Origin of the sequence: Paractinoplanes hotanensis, assembly GCF_023717965.1 — a bacterium.
Classification (GTDB): Bacteria; Actinomycetota; Actinomycetes; order Mycobacteriales; family Micromonosporaceae; genus Actinoplanes; species Actinoplanes polyasparticus.
Genome location: NZ_JAMQOL010000047.1, coordinates 19,179 through 39,931 on the forward strand (window position 1 = coordinate 19,179; position 20,753 = coordinate 39,931).

Below are 20,753 nucleotides of genomic sequence, written 5' to 3' on the forward strand. Positions count from 1 at the left end.
GTCGCCGCTGGTGCGTACTGTCATCGGCAGATCCGCATGCCAGTGGCACCTTGGGCTTCCGCTACATGGCGTGACGGGTTCGCGCGCACGGCCGGCGGCTTGAGCGGCGTTTGGTCACGCCGATCGTTGTTGGCGGTGGCTTTGTTTTGCGGTCGGTGTGGGACGTAGCTGCGGTTGTCGCGTCTGCGTCCGGTCGGTGTGTTGTGCGGGTTGTTCAGGAGGTGCAGGTGTTGAGCATTGTCTGCAGTGCGGTCTTCTCTGTGGATTGCAGGGTGAGGGCCCAGTACGACTTCACGGTGATCCACATTTTGGCGTAGGTGCACCGGTATGAGGTCACTGACGGCTGCCAGGTCGAGGGGTCTTGGTCGCCTTTGGCCTGGTTGACGTTGTCGGTGACGGCGATCAGCTGGGGGCGGCTGAGGTCGTTGGCGAAGCTTTGCCGTTTGCTGGTGGTCCAGCTGCTGGCCCCGGAGCGCCAGGCTTCGGCCAGTGGTACGACGTGGTCGATGTCGACGTCGGAGGCGGCTGTCCAGTTCGCGCCGTCATACGGGGAGTACCAGCGTCCGGAGGTCGCGGCGCAGGCGCTGTCGGTGACCACGGAGGTGCCGTCGCGTTTGAGGACGGTCTCGCGGGTGTTGCAGCTGCCGCTGATGGTGATCCAGTGCGGGAACAGATCGCGGGAGTAGCCGGTCATCGAACCTTGTGCAGCGACGGTGAGTGCGCCCAGCCGGGACTGCGCGGTCGCCTTCGACGGGATCCCCGGCGGGGTGGCGACGGCCGGACCGGCCAGCAGCAGGCCGGCCACGGCGGTAAGGGTGGACAGAGCGATCCATCGAAGCGGTCGGTTCATGCCTGGCTCCCATCGGATGTCAGGCCACCCGTCGCGGACAACCCCACTCAATATCGATGAAAGTCAGTGTCCGGGATGAGTGCACAGGTGTGAACATCCCATTTCGCTCCTACCCCGCCGCCGTAGCAGCAGCTGTCACCTGCGCCGCGAGCCATTGCCACGTACGTCAGCTGTCGTCACCGCTGTTCGGCCAGACAGCGATTGAGATCAAGGCTGTTTTACGCGGACGACGTGTATGCCCGAAGGCCTCAGGGCTGAGAGACCTCGGTGTCACTCCATGCTTGGATCGGTGCTTAGCTCGCTGCGGGCGGACCTTGTGGCGTCGGGCTCGAGCCCAACGACCGGTTCCTGCTGCTGATCGCTCGCCAGCTGATCGGGGACTCTTTGCCCCGTCGCGGTCTGGGACTCGGGATCGTTGATTCGTGCTGCGAGTCGGTAAACCTCGTCTTGCAGCCGCTCGACCTCGGCGACGAGCCCGCGGGCGAGGGTGATGGGGATTCTGGTGGTCTCACCTCCCCGGACGTCTGCACGTCGTACGCGGGTGTGCAGGGTCGCGGTGGCTGGCGGTAGGAGCGGGACCGATGAGATGTCAGCAATTCCGGGCCATCGCGTGAGCCGGCTGGTCGGTCCGGTATCGCTTGGCCGGTCGTGTGTTGACGGTTCGGCGGCGAGCTGGCGGTTGGCGCGGGCGGCTTCGTGCAGCCCGGTGTGCGGGATGACATCGAGCAGATGGCAAAAGAGAGTGGCTGAGCTCCGGAGGCCGTCCAGTCCAGTGACAAGTCGAGCGATGGCGGGCGTGCGCGGGTCAGCGCAGATCCACGCAGGTTGCCGGATCAGCTGGCTCCCGTTGTAGACAGCGTCGAGGGCGTAGAGGCGATCGTGGCTCGCGCTGAAGCGGGCGCCGTGGTGCAGCATGGTCGCGATGTCGGGCAGGGCGCGCGCGAGCGCGCGGGCGGTGTCGAGCCATTGCTGACCGCTTCCGGTGTTGAGGTCGGGGAGTGCGTCGGGTCGCCAGCTGTTGGGTGTGCGGAGCTGTTGGCGGAGCCAGCGCTCAGCGTTGAGCAGTGCTGTCGGCCCGGCGGCATTGTCGGCCGGGTGGAGGCTGATGATGTTGTCGGTGGCGTGGTATGCGCTGCGCCAGATTTGGGTAATGTGGCGTGCGCGTAGATCGCTGGTGAGTCCTTCGTGGTAGCGCAGTCCGATGTGACCGAGTTCTTGGATCAGGGCGAGTCCGACACCAACGAGTTGCCGAATGGTCTGTCCGGACAGGTCGAGGGCGTAGTGCTGTGCCAGCCAGGTACGGGCGGCGTCGAGGGCTTCGCGAAAGCCGGTGTGGTTGTCCACGGCGGGCCAGCTGTCGCCGCTGACGTCGACGATCGGCCGGATGGCGGCGAGCCAGGTGCCGCTGTTCAAGTCCGGCTGAGCGGCCGTTCGCGCGATGGTGTCGAGCCTGCGGACGGGGTCCTCGAACACTGCGGCGGTCGCCTGGAGTGCGTCGTCGACGCGGTGCTGGTCGTGGATGGTGGCGGTCGCTGCGGCAATGTGCGCTAGTGACGCGAGGTGGGCGTTGCGCTCGACGCCGGCGAGCAGGGCAATGCCTGCTGGGCTTCGGGCGCCGCCGTCCGGGCCGATCTGGCTGAACAGGATGTCGGCGGCGACGGTGAGATGATCGAACGCCCGGATGAGTTGCGGCGGCGCATTGGAGAATTCCGCCATCTGACCTCCGGTCGGCGGGTCGGCTGAGTACCGTGCGGCCGCGGCGAGCGCGCCCGGCAAGGGGCTTCGCCCGTTGCCCGTGATCAGTGCGGCATGGCGGTACAGGACGCGGTACAGCTGGCCGAGCGCCAGCTGCGCACTGTGCCGGGCGGTGGTAGCCCTGTCGGCCAGGCCGTGGGCGATCAGCTGGTTGAGGGCTTCGTGGGCGGCGGACAGTTCGCTGCCGTAGGTGACGCCGGCGTTCATGGAAGTTCCCCGGCGGCCTGGCGCAAGCCGGCCACGGCGATGTTGGGGGCCTCACCCCGGCGGCCGGACACTGCGGCAGGAACGGCAGGGCTGCCGCAGGATTCGAGCAGCGCTGTGAGGAGGGTATGCAGCAACGTGGTGATCTCCGGCAGGTCTTCCGCGGTGATCGGGTCGAGGTGGACGGCTGCCTCGATGGTGCCGGGATGTCGCAGGGCGGCCGCAGCGTGCTCGAGGGAGAGGCTGGCGAAGTCCCATCGCTGGGCGGTGAAGTCGTCGGGTTCGGCGGCAGCGGCATGTGATGCGATGCGGGCGGCGGCCACCGTTGCCGCGTAAACGGCGTCGTCATCGCCGTTATCGGTGATGGTGTCGATCAGCTCTTGCAGGATCGTTATGGCGGTCATGACGACACCTTGACGGCCGCGGCCGGGCGGTCGTGTGCCACCTTTCGGGCCTGTGGATAACTCTGTGGACGGCGGGCGGTGCGGGCCGTGCGAGTTGTTGTTCGGACATCGCGATTCCCGATCCGGCCCTGCCACTTGGCAGGCTGCAACGCATCCGGTGTACCGCTGTGGGTGAGATTCATGCGTAGCTCCTCGGCAGCGAAATAGAGGGCGGTTCCGGTCGCCTCGGTCGGTCTCCGGCCCGTCGCAACACGGGTCGATCGGCCCGGCAGCTGATGGATGATCTGGATCATGGCCGGTCGCCGCCTATGGGATGTCCGGTTCGGCAATCCCGGATTCGAGATCGGAGGTGGGGTCCTCGCCGGGGTGCGGGCTCTGCCGTTCTGCGCGAGGTGCGCGGCCGCCGAGTGCTGTTGGCTGCTCGGTGGCGGTCCTGTCGATCGCGGCGGCGAGCGATTCGATACTCGCGGCGAGGGCGCGCATGCTGCTGGCGATCGGCGAGGCGGAGGCCGTTGCGGGCGCTTGGCGCGCTTGTGCGTGCAGGTCGGTGTAGTGGTATCCCGGGCCTTGCGCGCGGTTCGTCGTGCCCCCGTTGAGCGTATAGAATGCGGGGGCCGGCAACGGGTTGTGGGCACTTGGGCCCAGGCTTCGGGGGTCGCGTTCGCCTGTGGGTAGAGCGGTCCTGCTGTCCGGGAGTTGGAGTTCTCTGCCGGTCGCGGCGTCGTGGATAGTGGCGACGTCCGCGACCCGGCTCCACCATTGCGGCTCGTCGAAGACCAGCATGCGTTGGAACGCCCAGGCGGTGACGTCGGCCAGCCACAGCGCCGGCTGATGGCGGTCGTCTACGTGTTGCAGACGCATCCGCGCGTTGATCTGCCGGCCGCGGACGAGTTGCCGGTAGGTGGTGAGGTCGGGTAGGTCGCTGGGGTTGGCCTTGCGACCTTGGAGCTGGGTGTCGAGTTGTTCGCGCGGGCTGGCGCGGGTGTCGAGGACGACGTCGCGGACTTTCTGCTCGTTGAGCCGTTGCAGCAGTTGGGTGAGCGCTGTCTGGCGGGCTGTCTCCAGGTGCTTGCCGAGGGGGATGTGGGCGACCGTGAGGGTCCAGCCGGCGTGGGCTTCGGTGGTGTCGAGCATGTCCTCGATCGGTTGGATGTGGCCGCGGCGGTAGAGGTCGCTGGCGTGAAATTCGGGATGTGGGCGGGCGGCGTGCCGGGCGGCGTCGATCACGGTGGTGAGATCCTGCGGGTCGACGAGTACGGCGGCGAACAGGTAGGCGCCGGGGTGAGCGGGGAGCCGGATGTATGCCTCGTCGACGAACGCGACCGGATGCGCGGTCACGGCCTGCTCCAACCGGGCGCTATCCCGGCGGGATCGAGTTGCCGGCAGATTCGGCCCGATGGCCGTGTCCACGTGATGAAGTGGCCGGGATCAGGCATGGTCGGCGTCCGGCATCACTGGTTCGCGCTCGGGTTCGGTGTCGTCGAGGACCCGGTGCTGCGCCGTTTGGGCGTGGTGCGCGAGGTGGTCCGGGACCGGCTGGGTATGGGGTTGGGGCCGGGTGCCGTCGACGGCGCGGACTTTGGCGGTGGTTTCGCGGACGGCGGCGGCAAGGTCGGCGGTACTGCCGGCCAGTTGCTGGGCGCGGCGAGTAGCTTCGCCTGCTGCGGCCAGACCGGCATAGCGGGTAGGCAGGGCCTCGGCATACCAGGCGGCCCAGACAGCGTGCTGGTCTTCGAGGTCGTGGACGCTGTGGCGGGCGGCGACGACACGGCCGCGGGCGTCATTGAAGCGATCCCGGAGTTCGTCAACCGTTGCCGTGGCGCGCAGGGCGTCAGTGGCGGCGCGCTGCCAGCGTAGAGCGGCCTGCGTGCGGAGCGGGCCGGCCTGCCACCAACGCGGCACGACCGCTGCCGCGTGCTGGGTCGCGCTGTTGGCCGTGGTTTGGGCGGTGGCCAGGTCGACGCGGGCGTCGCGGAGGTGGTGTTCTGCGGCGACGAGCTGGGTGTGGGCCACGCGCAGGCGTCCGGCTACGTAGTCGGGTGCCTGCTGGTCGGCTTCGCGTTGGGCCGTGATGAGCGTGCGCAGCTGGCTGTCGGTGGCGGCGTGGATGTGCCCGGCGAGGGTGGCGATGCCGAGGACGGTTTGCGCGCGTTGCCAGGCCCCCCACCGGCTGACGTCGCGGGTTGAGGGTTCGGCGCCGATCGGGTCGTCGCCGGTGACCTGGTAGCGGTCGCGGTATGCGGCGATGACAGCGGCGCGGCCGGTCCACTGCCGGCGTCCGGGTTCGTCGTCGGGCAGTGGGCCGAGCGCGGTGGTCCAGGCCGGTTGGTGGTCGGCGGCTTGGTGGGCGAGGGCGTCGATGCGGGTGTCGCAGATCGCGGCGACTTGGCGCAGGGCGTCGCCGATGTCGCCGTCGACGGTGGGTGCGCGTTGGGTGTAGGTGCCGGCTTGGGCGGGGGCGAGCGCGACGCTCGGGTCGGGCTGCAGGTCGGTGTAGGCCTGGTCGATGCGCCAGGCGAGCACCGTGGCGGTATCGCGGGCGGAGTGCAGTTCCCGCGCGGAGGCGGCCGCGGCCAGAACCTGTTCGGGCTCGTATCCGGCCGCGGCGAGGCTTTCGAGGCGGGCGGCGAGGGCGGGCAGGGCGGGATCGGTAGCGAGGCTGGCGGCGACCGCCGGCCCGGCAACGGCGCGGATGACGGCGACGTACCGGTGTGCGGCGGCACGCGCGGTGAGGTCGTCGTAGATCGGTGCCCAGTGGCGCAGGGTGTCGGCGTCGGCCCACAGGGTCTGTTCGGTTTCGGTGGCGGACCGGTCGGTGCCGTCGGCGCGCAGGATGCCGGCGAGCACGGTGACGCCGGCGGTAGGGGGTGCAGGTGGGTGCGCTTCGAGGGGTTCGTCGGCGGTGACGACGGCGAGGATGTTGTGCAGCCGGCCGCGGGTGGCCATGACGTAGAGCCGGGCCCGGCTGGTGGCTTGGTCGATGACGGCGCGGGCGACGTCGACGGTGCGGCCCTGCGCGGAGTCGACGGTGGCGGCGTAGGCGAGCTGGACATGTTCAGCGACGTACGCGGCGGGCAGGGCGGTGCGGGTCTCGTTGGTGGTGTCCTCGACGAGCAGTTCGCCGTCCGGGCCGAGCTGAACGACTCGCCATTGGGTGCGGTTCGCGACGAACGCGTCGCCGGCGAACAGCATCCGGTTGTTGCGGCGGGTGACGACCAGGTCACCGACGCCGGCCCGGGTGCCGTCGCGCAGTTGCACGGTGGGGCCGGCCTGTACGAGCCCGGCGCGCACGAGCAGCCGGCGGGCTTGGACGGCGATGTCGGCGGTCTCGCGTTCGGTTTCGACGAGGATCAGGCTGGTCCGGCCTTGGAGCACGTCGGCGGCCCAGCCGTCGAGGACCAGACCGACGAGTTCGGTGCGGTGCCCGGCCAGGATCCGGCCGCGACGGTCGTACTCGGCCAGGACGGTGGTGTCCCCGTCGCGCAGCCGCAGTGACGCCGGTCCCTCCCATTGGTCGGTGAACCGGCGTACCTCGCGGAGTTCGGTGGTCGTGCCGAGGGAGGCGAGATACCGGAACATTCCGCCGGGTCCGATGGCGGAGATCTGCTCGGGGTCGCCGACGAGGATGAGTTTCCCGCCGACGGGTGCCAGGAGTTGACTGAGCCGGACGAGGTCGTGCGTGGACGCTTGAGAAGCCTCGTCGACGATCACCCACTGACCCGGCTGGAAGGCCCAGTCGGCAGGGCTGGTGTCCTGCGGCGGGCGGGACTGGGCGTGCAACCACATGGCGATGTTCTCCGTGCGGATGCCGGGCTGGTCGCCGTCGCGGGTGGCGTCGCCGAGAACGAACGCCGCGTTCTGCCCGACCGTCAGTCCGAGCACGGGTACGCCGGCGTGGCGGGCGGCGATGCCGACAGCGCGTTGGAGGTAGGTCTTTCCGGTGCCGGCCGGTCCGACGATCCCGGTGACCTGTCGGGTGTCGCCGACGGCGAAGTGCAGCGCTGCACGTTTCTCGGCGGACAGATGCAGCCGGTCGGCGACCTGGTCCAGCACCGGTGCCGGCGCCAGGGTGGCACCGCGTCCGGTGGCGTAGGCGATGAGTTCCTTCTCCGCAGCCAGCACAGGTTCGGTGGACAGTTTCAAGTCGCGGTGCCGGCTGTAGATGCTGTGCCGGTCGCTGCCGCGCACCAGCGTGTCGCCCCACTCGACCAGCGCTGGCGGGGTCAGGACCCGCAGCCCACCGGCTCGGGTACGTACGGCGTGGGCGGCGAGGCGTTGCACGCGCCGCCAATCGGTGCGGCGGTCCGTGGCGGGATCGACGTGCAGATGCCGGCCGATGGCGAGCTCGAGGTGGTCGACGGTGAACACGGCACGGTCGGCGCTGACCTCGTCGACGGCGCGTTCGACGGCCAGGTGCGGCAGGCGCCGTATCGCGGCGGCCACGGCCGGGTGGCGTTGCTGCTCGGTGTCGAGCCCGGCCTGGATGGCGGCGGTGTGGAGGTCGTCGACGCGGACCGGCTGTCCGGCGCGGTGCTGCTGCGCGCGGTGGATGAGCTGCTGTGCCTGCCGGTCGACGTGGTCGACGAACCGGCCGGTGACGATCTGGCGGACGGCGGTGGCGGTGTCGAGTCCAGCCTGCCGGTCCTCACGTCGCCAGCGGGCGACGGCCTCGGTGGTGGATTCTGGTCCGTCCTTGGGGCGGCGGGTGCGCAGGGTGGCGTCCTGCGCCGAGCGGCGCCACCGGCCGACGGGGATCCATTCCCGACGGCTCGCCGGGTCGCTGGTGCGGTTGTCCATCTCGGTCTGGATCGCCGCGCGCCGCTTGGCGTAGTGCATGAGCGCGCGGGGGTCGAAGCCGACGATCTCCCGGATCGACGATCCGTCGCGGGCGGCGAACCGTACACCGAGGCGACGGCCGAGCTGGTGTTCGACGGCGCGTTCATAGGCGACGCGGGCGCTGACCGTGGCTTGGTAGAAGGCTTTGGAATCGAGCGCGAGCCAGTCTTCGCGGCCTTCGCGGGTAATGCGGACCTTGGAGCTGACGATGATGTGCGAGTGCAGGTGCGGGTCCTTTTCGCGGCTCATGCGGTGGTCGAAGACCATCGCGGCGAGACCGTCGGTGTCGACCTGCACGATGCCGTTCGTGCCCAACCTGGTGAACGCGCCGTGCTCCCGTAGGTGCTGCAGGGCGGCGCGGACACCGTCGTGGTGGGCGGCCATCACCTCGTGCTTGACCTTGTCGTCGCCGAATGCCCACAACAACGACACGCTTTTCACAGGTGAGACGGTGACGTCGAAACCGGCGACCGGGTGCCGTTCCGGCGCCGTCCAGACACGCAGCCACGACTGCGCGATCTGCTCATAGGTGGCGTCAGCGGGAAGCCCTGCCCATTGCCTTTCCACCGCGGCCTTGCGGTCCTCGTCGTTCATCGCCGTAAAATGCCGCCACAACCGGCCGAGCTGGACCCGGGAAACGGGATGCCGGCCCTCACCGATCAGATTGAGCATCTGCTTCTCGGTGACCTGCTCCTCGACGCCGAACAGCGCTCGGCTGTCGCCGGCCCACCACCCCGGCGCCTCGCCATGGGCAGCGGGATCAGCGTGGTAGGCGACGGCAGACCTGGGTCCAGCAGGGCGGAAGTCGTGCCGGCCGGTTGCGACCTGCTGGGTCAGATACGCGATCCCAGCCCCAGGCGAGATGCGCGTGACCGTGAGCATGCCGCCGAGCGTAGGCGCCTGCCCGGCCCCTTTTCGACATTGGAATGCCAAGGGGTGTGCTCGCTCTGAGAAGGGGTTAGGGAGTGACCTGATATCTGTGCTGATCAGAGATGGTGTGAGCAATGTTGAACGATTAGGCGACCATTTACAACTAACATTCAACGATTGCTAGGTGTAGAGGGCGAGCCTGTGAAATAGGTAGCGTCGAGGTATGGCTAGTAAGGCGACGAACAGTGCTATTGAGGCGTTGGAGCGGCGGCACGCGGCGGAGCGTGCCGCGCTGAAGGCGGCGACGGATGCGGGGGCGGTGGTACGCCGGGCGCAGGAGCGGCGCGCGGCGGAGCTGGCGCGGCTGGATGAGATGGTGGCCGATGCGGAGCGGGGCGCGGATGTGGCGTTGGCGGTGCTGGCGTCGCTGATGGCTCCCGATGCCGCCGCGGTGCTGATGCAGGAGACACCTGCGCGCGTGCGGTTGGGTCAGCAGCGGGCGCCGGCGGAAGAGGTCAACGCGCGGGTGAGCGAGTTGAGCGACGGTGCTCCCGTGGTCCGGCGTCGGGGGCGTCCGCGTGGGAGTGGCCGGTCCGGCGGCGGCACGGCTTCTGCCGGGTCGGCGCCGGCCGCTGGGGCCGCGAGAAACTCGGGTGGTTCGGGTGATCCTGCCGCTTCGGTGGTAGGCGAAGTGGCGACGTTCAGCGAAGGAAGATGAGGGCGAACAGGAGCAACGCCACGGCGATGAGGGCGACGGTTAGGCCGATTGCGGCGATGATGTGGCCGGCTCGAACGGTGCGGCGGCCGGCGGGGTCGTTGTTGATCAGTGGCATTGCGTCTCCTGCTTGTCCGGGGTGGGTTCAGTATCGGCGGTTAGGCGGCCTCGTCGGCGAGGTGGCGTAGGTGGGTGGCGGCATCGTCGAGTGCGGCTAGCTGGGCGCGCATCTGGTTGAGCGCGTTGCGGGCAGGCTGGATGTGCCGGTGGTTGAGATTGTGTAGGCGGCGGCGGCGTGCCGGATGGCGGTGGTGCGTCGTTCGTGTTCGGTCTGCGGGCGGGCGACGTAGCTGCCGATGATGGCGGTGAGGATTCGGCAGAAGTAGTCGTTCGTCCGGTCCGAGACTTCGCGTCGGCCGGTGCGCGCGAAGTGCAGTCCGGGGCGGGCGCGGGTGAGGTATTCGCCCGGGTCGAGGGCGGGTATTTCGCCGTGGAGGGTGACGGTGTTGATGGTGGGTAGTTCGTCGTGGGTTTCGCTGCGGTAGTCGGTGGCCGGCCCGTGTATGCCGAGTCGAAGGCGGATGCGGGTGGGGACGGCCTCGAGGTCGTCGGCGTAGGTGGGCGTGATGGTGAGTGCCCCGATCGCGCGGGGTCCGGTGAACCGGTAGGTGACGGTGCCGTCGGCGGATGTGCGCTCGCGGAGGCCGATCGGGCGGCGGCCGGGGATGGGGAGTTGCCGACAGACGGTGACGTGGTCGAGCGTGGTCGCCGTCGTGATGGTTCGGACTGTTGTGGTCATGACAAGCCTTCCCGTGGGGGTGCCCGTGCGGGCACCCCGACGTCATTGGTGATGGTCATCGGCGGTAGTGGCGACTTCCTTCACGCCGTCGATCGAGGGCGAGGACATTTGCTAGGACAGGCGGGATGACCGCATACGGTGCGACGGCGTCGACCACCTCGGCGGGGTCGAGGATCGCGACACGATCGGCGCCGAGCCAGATGAACACCGGTTCGGCCGGGCGCCAGCGGTCAGGCAGGTGCAGGATCGGCGCGAGGCGGCACAGAACGGCGCCGATCGCGCGCGACGCTGATTGGGCGGCGGGTTCGGGGTTGTGGTTGATGACCTGGGCGAAATAGCTCCCGAGTGGGCGGTCCCAACCGACGGCGATCCGGTATTCGGCGTAGCGGGATTTCGGGGTGAGTTCGTGGTGGCTCATGGTGTGGCTCCGTGAAGGTCTTTGTTCTGGGGTAAGCGAGTGGCGCGGCCGGCGGTGGTGTCACGCGTCGGGTGACCGGGGCGGTCCGTGGATCGGGTGCTCGATGCGCCCGAGACGCGGTCGGCGCAGCTGCAGCCGGGGCGGCCGCCCGGGGATCACCGGGCGGCCGTTCGGGTTCAGAACGGCGGGTCGCCGTGACCGTGGTGGGCTGGTACCTGCTCGGCGCGGTCGCTGTCGTGGGTGTCATCGGCCGGTGCGAGGTTGTCGGGCTGGTTATCGTGCTCGACCTGGTGCCAGATCGGGAGATCGTCGCTACTGATCTCGGCGGTGGCGAGCGGGTCGTAGGCGAGGATCGGGAACGCTTCGGCGTTCTCGAGGTGGTCGGCGAAGTCACGCACGACGTACAGGGCGCGTAGCACGGCGTACTTGTCATGGCAGTCGGGTCGCTCGATGTGGCGCAGGGCCTGGGTCCACAGGTGCAGCCATTGTTCGGTGAGGTCGGCGGCCTGGCGTCGGTCGTTCGGGTTGCACGCGCACGCGTCTTCGGCGTGGCTGCGGAACTGGTGGACGATCTCGACCCATCGGGGCACGTCCCACGTGCTCAGCTGGTGCGTGCTGGGCCAGTGCGGGGCGTCGGCGCAGAGGTCGAGGGTGTTGACGGCGCGATGTACGTCGTGGATGGCTTCGTGGAGGAGTTTGACGGCGTAGCCGGTGCGTGCGGGGAAGCCCCGTTCAACGGTCAGGGTGGTGGTCATGGGCGGCTCTCCTTCGGCGATCGGGCGGCGCTGGAAGGGTGGTGCGCCCGCCCCGGGAGGGGCGGGCGCGGGGGTTCAGCGCGTCGGGGCGTCGCGGAAGGTGCGGCGGGTCTCGGTGGTGGGTTCCGGCATAGTCATGCCGGGCATCCAGGTGACGGGGTTCATGTCGTTGTTGCGCTTGGCCTGGTACATGGCGTGGTCGGCGCGGCGGAGGAGTTCATCGGGGTTGTTGGTGTCGTCGGCGACGGCTACTCCGATGCTGACCTTGATGGGGATCGGCTTGCCGAAGTAGACGAACGGGTTTTCCTCGATGCGGCGCAGCACTGTTTGGGCGATGACCTCGGCGACGTAGAGTCCTCCGTCGTCGAGGATGATGAGGAATTCGTCGCCGGAGTAGCGCGCGACCATGTACGGGTTTGCGGCTTCGTTGAGGCGGGCGGCGACGTAGCGCAGGGCTGCGTCTCCGGCGTGGTGGCTGTAGGTGTCGTTGATGGCTTTGAAGTCGTCGATGTCGACGAAGGCCACGCCGAGCGCGGTGCCGTTGGCAAGTCGGGCCGTGAGGTGCTTCTCTGCTTCCTCGCGGTTGGGCACGCCGGTGAGGTTGTCTGTGGTGGCCCGGTAGAGCAGGGCGGCGATCGTGTAGCGCAGACGGACGAACACTAGGTGTCCGCCACCGAGGGTGATGGCCTGGAGGGCGACTGCGAGCACGAGCAGGGCGGTGAAGGCCACTGCGGGTCCTTTCGGTAGTGGTGGTGATGTGTGCCGGGTTGGCCTTTGCCCAACCTCCCCGACACATATAAATATACACTGCAAACTCTCATGTGTCTATTCCCGGAATTGCTTCTGAGAGCGCGGAGCGCTCGCGTGCTTGCCGATTCCGTGGGTGTGCGCGGGTTTTGTCGTGTTGCGAGAGCCGCGCATTGTCGCGGAGTCGCAGGCGTGCTCGCGCGGGGTTACCCCCGTTTTTCGGCGGCGCGGGCGAACTTGTTCGCCTCGGCGCGCGCAGTGGAGGTCAAGGGTGGACGCGGGAATGGGGAAAAGATCATGGGTGGTTTTCCCGTGATGTTTTCGTCATTGTCGTGGCCGGCCTTGACCGGAGCGAGCACGTCGGTAGCCTCCAGGGCCCGTGCCGGCGGAACGCGGGGGTTGGGGTTGGGGTTGGGAAAGCGTCGGCGGCCGTAGGCCGTTTCCGTTTTCCCGGGCCGGTCTGCCGGCCCGGCTACGCGCCGTGCGGCGCGTCCGGTAGCAGGGCCATGCTGTTGACTGGCGTGGGTGACCACGCATGCAGGTGGAGGCTGGTCCCGGTGTGGGTGCGAGCGCTAGCGAGCCGCCGGGACCGGCCGGCTGCCGCGGGAGCTGCGGTCTGTACCCCGATGAACCGGGGCAAGGATGATTTTGATCGGCTTTGCTTTTGACCGAGCTCGTTGCGTTTACAGCTCGGCCTCGTCGGCGATGGCCCAGAGCGTGCGGCGCTTCCACTTACGGGTGGTCGACGCGGTGAGCGGCACGTCGGCGCGCTCGAGGATGGCCGGGGTGAGGCCGGAGGGGTGACGGTAGCCGAGGACTCGGGCGGCTTCGGTAGCGCCGACGAGTTCATCGGCGTCGCCGGCGCGGTCGACGGTGCGGGGCTCGGCGTCTTTAAGGCGGCCGCGGCGCGCCGGGCGCATGTCGGCGGCCTCCCAGACCGCCCGACGACGGAAGAACTGTCGCGCCCCGCCGGCGGGCAGAAGTTGATCGTCGGCGGGGTCGTGCAGCTGTTGCAGGTTGCGCCACACCGTTGAGTTGTTGAGGTGGCTGACGTCTTGGTATCCGAGGATCTTCGCGGCCTGGGTTTTCGTGACGAGTTCGTCGGGGTCTCCGCTGCGGTCGACCTCGGTGAGCTGGGCGCGGCTGGCCGCGGCCCGGTCGGCGAGCCAGGCGTCGACCTCGTCCTGGTAGTACCAGCGATCGTGGACGGGGCTAGGGAAGCCGTTGTTGGCGCGGTGGGCAAGCCAGTTCGCGACGGTGGGGACCGCAGCGCCGGTGTGGGCGATGATGCCGGCGCGGTCGAGCGCGGTGCGTCCGCCGATGCTGGTCGTGCCGGTGGTGCGCACGGTGTCGTGGAAATCCCACAGGGTTTGCCGCCTCCACTGGCGGGTGGCGCCTTTCCCGCGCGGGACGTCGGCTCGGTCGATCAGCGTCGGCGGTAGTTTCTCCGGCCGGCTGTAGCCGAGCACGCGGGCGGCCTCGGTTGCGCCGACGAGTTCGTCGGGGTCTCCGGTGCGGTCGACGGTCGGGGGGTCGGCTACAGGGCTGGGCATGCTCTGATAGTGCCGTATTCGGGCTCGTGCGTGCACCGCGCCGGGTGTCCGGGCCACGGCGCGTCGGTCCGTCGCGCTCCGTGCGGTGGTGGACACGGCGGCTTTCCCTTCTGCGCAGTCTTGGGGAGGCTTGTGTGCGGAGCGCCGGCCGTGTTGAGCGATGCTGTCCGTGATGGGTAGCATTGGCGGTGACAATCTGCCAGCGGCCGGGTCCTTTCGGGGTTCCCTTTCGATGGTGGTGATGTTAAGTCGGCCGGTGAACTTTGCCGGTTAATTCCTTCGGGAATGTTTCTCCCTTCGGGGCTGAACGCCGGCCGACGTAAAACCCTTCCTTGAGCATGGCCGTGGTTCTTGCGGCGGGCCGCGAGTCCATTGGTGCCGTGGGTTCACGGTGTGCGGCCGGCGGCGATACGTTCGCGCGGGCGCCATCATGGCACGCACAGCCCGAGGTTCTTGACTATCGGGTGGGTCCGTGCCGCCTCGATGATTTGAGTCATCGTGCGGCGGTCTTGGAAGGTGCGGCCTGTCATGGCGTGTTTGACGCCGGCGGCCGTGGCAGCCTTCCCGCGGGCCAGATTGAATTTCTCGAGGGTGTGGTACTGGGCAGCGACGTCCGGACGCAGGGCGGCGGCCAGGACCAGGTCGTCGAATCCGGCCAGTACGCCGAAGGAGCAGCTCAGCCTTCGCATCCCGGCGTCGTACGCCCAGTGGTGCGGCAGCCCCGATTCGCGGATTGCCGCCCACACCTGCTCGGTGGACCAGTGGTGGATCGGGTACCACTCGTCAACCAGGCGCATGGTGTTGCTGCGCTGGTTCAGGTTGAACGGCGTCCGCTTGGCGCGCTCGTCGGACTCGGCGGCCCGGAACCCGAGCATGTAGAGCAGCCGCGGTGGCCGGCCGAGGTCACCGAGGCGCTTGTACTCGGAGGTGATGGTCGTCCCGCCCGGCCCGGTCTTATGTTCCGAAGTGCAGAAGCGGTTGCCGTGGTTCGGGAACCGGCCGCGGCGCTCAATGTGGTCGGGCAGGTCCTTCTCGTTCGGGTACTTGACCGGGTTGCGGCTTGTGATGACCAGCCGCAGGCCGAGACGCTCGGCGTGCTCCTGCACCAGCTGGCCGGTGCCAGGTCGGACCCCGAACGCCCGGACCAGGGGCTCGGCGTTCGGGCCTATGTCGGCGGTGCCGGGCCAGGTCACCCGGTCGCCGAGCGCGTTGTACTGCACGACTAGCCGGTCGAGCGGGTAGCTCTGTTCGAGTGCCAGGCGGTAGACGTCGAGCATCATGGCGAGTGAGTCCTTGCCGGCCGATGCGTTGATGATGCCGCCGCCGTAGTCCCACAGGTTGATCTTCGGGATGTCCCGGTCGAGCAGGGACAGCTGTCGTTCGGCCTCATGCCGGACAGCATCCGGATCAGGCATCGGGCTCTACCGCCTTGAGCACGCAGTGGCGCGAGACTCGGCTGGTGAGGTCCATCAAGGAGGCGTCGTCGGGCACGCCGTCGGCGTTGAGGGTGAGCTTCACGACTGACACGTCCATCGGGTGCTGCCGTTCCGAGTCGCGGGTGACCAGGAAGCTGACGAGCAGGAACGGCGGTCGCTGCGCGGTGACGCTGGTTTCCAGGTCGGCCCGGTTCATCAGGCGCGGTTCCGGAGCGAGGTCCTCGCCGGCGAGTGCTCGCCTGGCGAGTTCCTCGAAGCCGTACGCCCCGGCGATGTCGCCCAGCTCGGCGGCTCGGGCCCGGATGTGTTCGAGCACTCGGCGGAGCCGGGCCTCTTCGTTGCTCTCAGACATGGAGTAGTTCCTCGGGTTCAGGGTCGGCGGTCAGGGGGTAGGGCTCGCTGGGTAAGCCGAGGGGTGTGCGGCGGCGGGTGACCCGGCCGCCGAGGCGGGCGACGAAGCGGTGGTTGCCGAGGTGTCGGACTTTCCTTACGCCCACCTCTTCGAGGGCATCTCGGAGCCAGCTGGTATCTGCGAGGCCGGGGGGTGGCGGGGTCGCGCCGAGAGCGACGAGCCGCCGGATCTGTCCGAGGGCGCCCTGTTCCCTGCCCCGAATTTTCTGGGCGGAGCGGTCGGGGAAAACTGTGCCGTCGGGCAGGAACGTCAGCGTGCGCCCGGTGGCACGTCCGCAGTAGCTCAGCCCGAGGGCGCGGTAGAAGTCCCCGACGTGGCCGGGCATGCCGACGGCCGGGCGGGGCATCGGGTCGGAGAACGCGACCACCCCGCGCAGGCCGTGGGTCGCCGCGTCTCGAAGGACGCGGCGCACGAACCAGCTCTCCGCGTTGGCGGGTACTTCGTTGAGCAGGACCACCCTGGACAGTTCTGCACCGGTGCGGTTGGTGAGCGTCGGCAGCGGCTTGGTGATGACCCGCGGATGCATCGGCTCGCCGAGCACGGCGACACCGACCAGGTGGTGCTTCTCGAACATTCCGTACGCCAGCCGGCCGGGGTACGAGCGGGAGTAGTGGTGCAGCAGAACGAACGCCCTGGCGACCTCTTCTGAGATCGACAGCACTGAGTAGCGGCGCTTGTTGAAGCCGCCCTCGCTGATGTGCCGCCAGGACGGGACGCGCTCGGTGGTGCGAAGGCACCACCCGGAGTCGTAGAGCGCGGTCTCGACTGCGACCATGTCGAGCACCTCGGAACCTCATCTCGATCGTGGACGGCTTGTCCCTGCGGTGCCGGGGTCGTCGTGGTGCGGGGTTTTCGGGGCTGTTCCGGTTCGGGCGCTCGATGCGCCCGAACCGGATCCCGGCGCCGCAGCACCAGGTTGGCCCGTCTCGGGACTGCCTGCGGCGGGTGGACGGCGTTGCGACGGATTGGTGTCGGTTGGACTGGTGGGCAGGGCGGGACACCGGGGCTTGGTGCCGAGGTGGTGGGGTTGTCCTTGGGTTCGGCATGGCGGCGACGAGTGCGGCAGCCCGGGGCCGCGTGCTCGATGCACTGCGGACCCGGACCGCAGCCCGCGCCGGACTTCGGTGATGGTGCGGGTCGGGGGCCGGGGGGGGGCCCCGCCCCGGCGCGGCGGGGGGGGGCGGGGGGGGGTGGTGGGGGGGGGGCCCCCCCCCCCCGACCCTGCGATCAGGCGGCGAGCGGAGCGGCTTGATCGCTGCCGTCGTCCTTGTGGGACTGCGGTGCGGTGACCAGCAGAGTTAGCTCCGCCAGCTCCTCGGCGACGGTCGTCGCGGGCTCGGCATCGTTCTGCGTTTCAGCAGCGGTGCTGTCGTCGGCCGAGCCGTCGGGCTCGGTTTGGTCGCCGACCGGCTCGGCGAGGTCGGTGAGTTCGGCTGCGTCCGTGGGGTCGAGGTGCGTGACCGTCTCGGTTGCCGGGCGCTTGCGGCGGCGCGGCCCGCTGTTCCACGCCATGGCGTGGTGAGCGTCGATGATGATCTGCTCGACCTCGTCGGGGTCGTAGCCGTTGTGGACGCAGAAGCTCAGCCACAGGGCGACGGTGGCATTCGAGATACGCCACGACTCCCGGGTGATGCGGCACTCGATGGCGGCGGCCACGCTGGCCAGGGTGAGGATCTGGTACCGGGCCTCGCTGATGCGTGCCGGGACGTTACGGCTGCCGGGCTTACGGCGCTTGCCCGGGTGGACCAGCTCGTCGAACATGGCCCGGCCCTCCTGGCTGGCGCGTGCGCCGAGGGCACCCGGGTCGCGATCGTGGATCTCGGCCAGGAACTGGGCCGTGTCCTTGGGAACGTTCTTGCCCGCCAGTAAGGGGGCGATGAATTCGCTGCGGCGCACGGGATTCGCCGCCTCCATCGCCTTGTTGTTGGCGATGGTCCGTTTGCGGTCGGCTTTCTCCTGCTCGCTCATCGTGCCCGTACGGGCGGCGGTGATGGCCTTGTGGCCGTGGCCGCGCCAGCCGGTGCAGTAGTGCGACTCGCTGCCGGTGCTGCTCAGGAACACGCGGTAGCCGGGGCAGCTCGTGTGGCTCTCGACGGTCAGCGGGCCGTCAGCGTTGCGCAGCTCGGTGACCGGGCGGATCTCTTTGCTGTCGTAGTACGACGGCCTCACCGTGAGCAGCGTGATTCCGGCTGCGGTCAGCTCGGTCCTGCGCGCGGCGACCTTCTGCCGTGTGGCCCGCTCGTTGCGCTCGTACTCGACGGTGCGGGCGAACGCGTGGGGGCTCTGCGTGGCCGCGTCGACCAGCCGCTTCACGACCCTGTCGTCTTCCTGCTGGAACTCCTTCAGCATGGCCTGCTGGATCAGGTTCAGATCCGATTTGCGTACCAGATCGGCCATGGCGGGATCGAGGGCCGCGACCGCGCGGCCAGCCCGGACCTCTTCGATCTGGAAGCCGGTCGCGGTAGCGATGTCGGCTTCGCTCATGCCGTCGAGAGCGAGCTGTTCGATGCCGCGTGCCTGCTGCGCGGAGGTCGGGTCCTTGCGGTGGACCTGGCGCAGCATCACGATGCGCTGCGCCCGCTTGCCCGCGTAGTCCCAGCGGATGATCGCCTGGATGAATTCCTGCGCGGCTTCTTGGGCGGACCAGTAGCGCTGTTCGCCTTCCACGATGACGAAGATCTGCTCTTCGATCGGCGTGCTCTCGGCGAGCGCTCGCTCGATGGTCGGGGCGACCGTGATGGGCTGAATGAGGCCGTCCGTGCCGTCCTCGATGAGGTTCTGCGTGATGCCGGGGATCGCGGCGGCGTCGTCGCGGATGTTGTTCTCGTTGACGATGACCTGTGCCATCGCCAGCATCTTGTACGCGCCCGGGAGCGCGGGTGCTGCGGTGTCGGGCGCAGTGAGGGTCGCGGAGGCGACCGGTGCGGTGGTGTCGGGCTGCTCGGTGGTGGTCTGCTCGGTGCCGATTGGTTCGGCCGTGATCGTCACGGTGTTTCTCCTTGGATCGATGGTGATGTGTTCCGGTGCGGGTCCGGCTTTGCCCTCCGGGCCTGTTCCGGTGGTCGGTGGTTGCGTCGGTGCGGCTGTGTGCCGCGACGCGGGGGCTGGGTGGTGCCGTCCGCCCGAGCGGACGGCACCATCGGCGTCAGCGCGGGTCGAGGGCGGCGGCGACCCCGCCGCCGCTGATCCACTCGCAGAGCTGTGCCGTCAGGGCAGCGCGCCGGGCCAGGGTGGCGAAGGGAATTTCGCCGTCGCGAAAGCAGAGCGCGAGCACGAGGACCGCTCGCCAGGCGGAGACAGCGGCGGCAGCGAACGGCGCGTATCGGCAGGTCTCCGTGGCGTTGTAGGCGAGAACATCGACTAGGCCGTGAGCCAGCAGGTCCGGCACCTGGTCCCAGGTCGTGACCGGCTGGAACAGGACCGTGCTGTCAGCGTTGGACTCGTGCACGACCGTGCGGTACGCCCGCAGCATCTGCTTGCGGGTCGACTCGACGAGGGTCAGGGCTTGCTTGTTGCCCTGGGGGCGGATACCCAAGCCGCCCAGGTTGGCCAGCGGGAGGGCGATGACGAACATGTCGTCGCCCGATTCCGGGGACTCGCTGTGGTGCATGTGTGGTGCCCTTCTGTGGTGGTGATGTGGGTGTCGGGTTGGCCTTTGCCCAACCCCCCCCGACACGTCTAAATATACACCGTACCTGGTTGAGTGTCCACCTCAGAGTGGCGCTGAGCAGGACTTTCCCAAGATCCTTTGCTGTCGACCGCGAGCCGCAGACATGCCAGGTGCGCCCGCTTCCTGTTGGGCGTCCTGCCCTTTCTTGGCCGGCGGGGGCGAACTTGTTCGCACCGGTCACGGGTGGCGGCTGTCCAATCCGGGCCGGGGGTTTCGGGTAGAAGATCATGCGGGGTGTGCATGATGTTCTACCTGCCCGGCCCGGATTGGACTGACGGCGCACGTGACCCACACTGCCGGGCTCGTCCCGGCGGCCGGGAAAGGGCAAAGGACAGCGCGGCCGCAGGTCGCACCGATCAAAGCCCTCAGCGCAACCGTCAGTCGACGATGATGATGGCGTCCGGCTGCGTGCCCGGTGCGCTCGGCGCGGCGCTGGCCGGCGGCCGGGCCTCGATGGTGCTGTCCAAGCAATCCGCGGGGCAGTGCACATCGGCGGCGGCACGTCGCGCCGACACGGCGACGTGGGACCAGGGGCACCAGTCGTCGAGGGCGTTGTGGTGGCTGTTCCACTGGTAAGCCGTCGGTTCGTCCGGCGCGGGGTGGTCGGTCATGACCGGTGGTCCTTCGCGGGTGCGGGTTGGGGTGGTGGTCGGGCTGCCGATCGATGGAGCCGGCAAATGATCGGCAGCCCGTTCACCACCACAGGAGTGAGGTATGTGTCGAGCGGTGTCAGGCCGCTTGGCGGCCGGCAGTCGCACGCTGGCCGCTACGTCGGTGCGCATGGGCGCGGGAAGCCCGCACCGGCCGCAGCTGGTGTCTCTCCACAGGTGCGCGGTGGCGTCGGTAGTGACCGGGCATGGGCGGTTGCGCAGCTCGTCGAGGTCGGCGGTGTTCAGGCACGGCGGGCAGAGGCCCCAGGTGGCCGTAGGCGGCCCGGTCAGCGCAGCGCTGCATCGGATGCATTCCAGGGATGCTTGCGTGATCGCGGTGGGGATGATGGCCGCGTGGTCCACCCAGTGGCGACTGGCGACGGCCAGCGTCGACCATGCGGCGGTGCGCCGAAGCCGCGCCCACTCGTCGGTGTTCAGGCGCCGTGCCTGTGCCGGGCGGGGGTAGGTGTTGGCGCTCAGGTGGGCTTCGACCTCGGCCCGGCCGTGCAGGGTGTAGGCCCATCCGTAGGCGGTGGCCAGCGTGGCGACCAGGTCACGGGCGTCGTCTTCGGCGAGGTTGCGGGGCAGGGTGACACCGTGGGGCAGTCGGACGGTCTCAAGCATGTCGTTCTCCGCTTGGCTGGTGGACGAGGGCGCGGCGGCCGCACGCCGTAACGCC

Annotated in this window: 19 protein-coding genes; 1 reads left to right on the plus strand and 18 read right to left on the minus strand. The window is 69.0% G+C overall.

Going from position 1 to position 20,753, the window contains the following annotated elements; translation table 11 throughout:
• Window positions 1–214 precede the first annotated feature (214 nt).
• The 6 genes from LXN57_RS31975 to mobF form a co-directional block, all read right to left on the minus strand.
• Entirely contained in the window at window positions 215–850 is a 636-nt protein-coding gene (locus LXN57_RS31975) for an HNH endonuclease family protein (protein WP_251801913.1), read from the minus strand.
• Window positions 851–1,120: 270 nt separating this feature from the next.
• Complete coding sequence (locus LXN57_RS31980) at window positions 1,121–2,812, minus strand: hypothetical protein (protein WP_251801914.1); 1,692 nt, start codon at window positions 2,810–2,812, stop codon at window positions 1,121–1,123.
• Window positions 2,809–3,213, minus strand: a complete 405-nt coding sequence (locus LXN57_RS31985) for a hypothetical protein (protein WP_251801915.1) — start codon at window positions 3,211–3,213, stop codon at window positions 2,809–2,811. Before LXN57_RS31985 ends, LXN57_RS31980 begins: the two co-directional genes overlap by 4 nt.
• Complete coding sequence (locus LXN57_RS31990) at window positions 3,210–3,506, minus strand: hypothetical protein (protein ID WP_251801916.1); 297 nt, start codon at window positions 3,504–3,506, stop codon at window positions 3,210–3,212. The genes LXN57_RS31985 and LXN57_RS31990 overlap by 4 nt, the downstream gene beginning before the upstream one ends.
• Before the next feature lie 13 nt (window positions 3,507–3,519).
• Window positions 3,520–4,551: a hypothetical protein gene (locus tag LXN57_RS31995; protein WP_251801917.1), complete on the minus strand. Its 1,032-nt coding sequence runs from the start codon at window positions 4,549–4,551 to the stop codon at window positions 3,520–3,522.
• 90 nt (window positions 4,552–4,641) lie between these two features.
• Entirely contained in the window at window positions 4,642–8,931 is a 4,290-nt protein-coding gene (mobF, locus tag LXN57_RS32000) for a MobF family relaxase (protein WP_251801918.1), read from the minus strand.
• Window positions 8,932–9,142: 211 nt separating this feature from the next.
• On the opposite strand from mobF, the gene LXN57_RS32005 reads away from it, so the two are divergent.
• Window positions 9,143–9,637: a hypothetical protein gene (locus LXN57_RS32005; RefSeq protein WP_251801919.1), complete on the plus strand. Its 495-nt coding sequence runs from the start codon at window positions 9,143–9,145 to the stop codon at window positions 9,635–9,637.
• On the opposite strand, the gene LXN57_RS48035 is transcribed toward LXN57_RS32005, so the two are convergent.
• From LXN57_RS48035 to LXN57_RS32060, 12 genes are all read right to left on the minus strand, one after another.
• Entirely contained in the window at window positions 9,621–9,752 is a 132-nt protein-coding gene (locus LXN57_RS48035; RefSeq protein ID WP_275410685.1) for a hypothetical protein, read from the minus strand. The two genes, LXN57_RS32005 and LXN57_RS48035, sit on opposite strands and share 17 nt — an antisense overlap.
• A 96-nt stretch (window positions 9,753–9,848) precedes the next feature.
• Complete coding sequence (locus tag LXN57_RS32010) at window positions 9,849–10,433, minus strand: hypothetical protein (protein ID WP_251801920.1); 585 nt, start codon at window positions 10,431–10,433, stop codon at window positions 9,849–9,851.
• 55 nt (window positions 10,434–10,488) lie between these two features.
• Window positions 10,489–10,851 (minus strand): hypothetical protein, encoded by a 363-nt coding sequence (locus LXN57_RS32015; protein ID WP_251801921.1) that lies wholly within the window; start codon window positions 10,849–10,851, stop codon window positions 10,489–10,491.
• A 176-nt stretch (window positions 10,852–11,027) separates the two neighbouring features.
• The gene (locus tag LXN57_RS32020) at window positions 11,028–11,606 is read right to left on the minus strand and encodes a hypothetical protein (RefSeq protein WP_251801922.1); all 579 of its coding nucleotides are present in this window, start codon (window positions 11,604–11,606) and stop codon (window positions 11,028–11,030) included.
• A gap of 75 nt (window positions 11,607–11,681) precedes the next feature.
• Entirely contained in the window at window positions 11,682–12,335 is a 654-nt protein-coding gene (locus LXN57_RS32025; RefSeq protein ID WP_251801923.1) for a GGDEF domain-containing protein, read from the minus strand.
• Between the two features lie 701 nt (window positions 12,336–13,036).
• A complete protein-coding gene (locus tag LXN57_RS32030; RefSeq protein ID WP_251801924.1) occupies window positions 13,037–13,906 on the minus strand; it encodes a hypothetical protein in 870 nt (289 codons plus the stop codon).
• A gap of 428 nt (window positions 13,907–14,334) precedes the next feature.
• Window positions 14,335–15,321, minus strand: a complete 987-nt coding sequence (locus tag LXN57_RS32035) for a phosphoadenosine phosphosulfate reductase domain-containing protein (RefSeq protein ID WP_251801925.1) — start codon at window positions 15,319–15,321, stop codon at window positions 14,335–14,337.
• Window positions 15,314–15,694, minus strand: coding sequence for a hypothetical protein (locus LXN57_RS32040; RefSeq protein WP_251801926.1), 381 nt, complete (start codon window positions 15,692–15,694; stop codon window positions 15,314–15,316). Before LXN57_RS32040 ends, LXN57_RS32035 begins: the two co-directional genes overlap by 8 nt.
• Window positions 15,687–16,529 (minus strand): Mom family adenine methylcarbamoylation protein, encoded by an 843-nt coding sequence (locus LXN57_RS32045; RefSeq protein WP_251801927.1) that lies wholly within the window; start codon window positions 16,527–16,529, stop codon window positions 15,687–15,689. The genes LXN57_RS32040 and LXN57_RS32045 overlap by 8 nt, the downstream gene beginning before the upstream one ends.
• Before the next feature lie 452 nt (window positions 16,530–16,981).
• Complete coding sequence (locus tag LXN57_RS32050) at window positions 16,982–18,742, minus strand: ParB/RepB/Spo0J family partition protein (protein WP_251801928.1); 1,761 nt, start codon at window positions 18,740–18,742, stop codon at window positions 16,982–16,984.
• Between the two features lie 157 nt (window positions 18,743–18,899).
• Window positions 18,900–19,364: a hypothetical protein gene (locus LXN57_RS32055; RefSeq protein WP_251801929.1), complete on the minus strand. Its 465-nt coding sequence runs from the start codon at window positions 19,362–19,364 to the stop codon at window positions 18,900–18,902.
• Window positions 19,365–19,801: 437 nt separating this feature from the next.
• Window positions 19,802–20,698: a hypothetical protein gene (locus LXN57_RS32060; protein WP_251801930.1), complete on the minus strand. Its 897-nt coding sequence runs from the start codon at window positions 20,696–20,698 to the stop codon at window positions 19,802–19,804.
• Window positions 20,699–20,753: the final 55 nt, after the last annotated feature.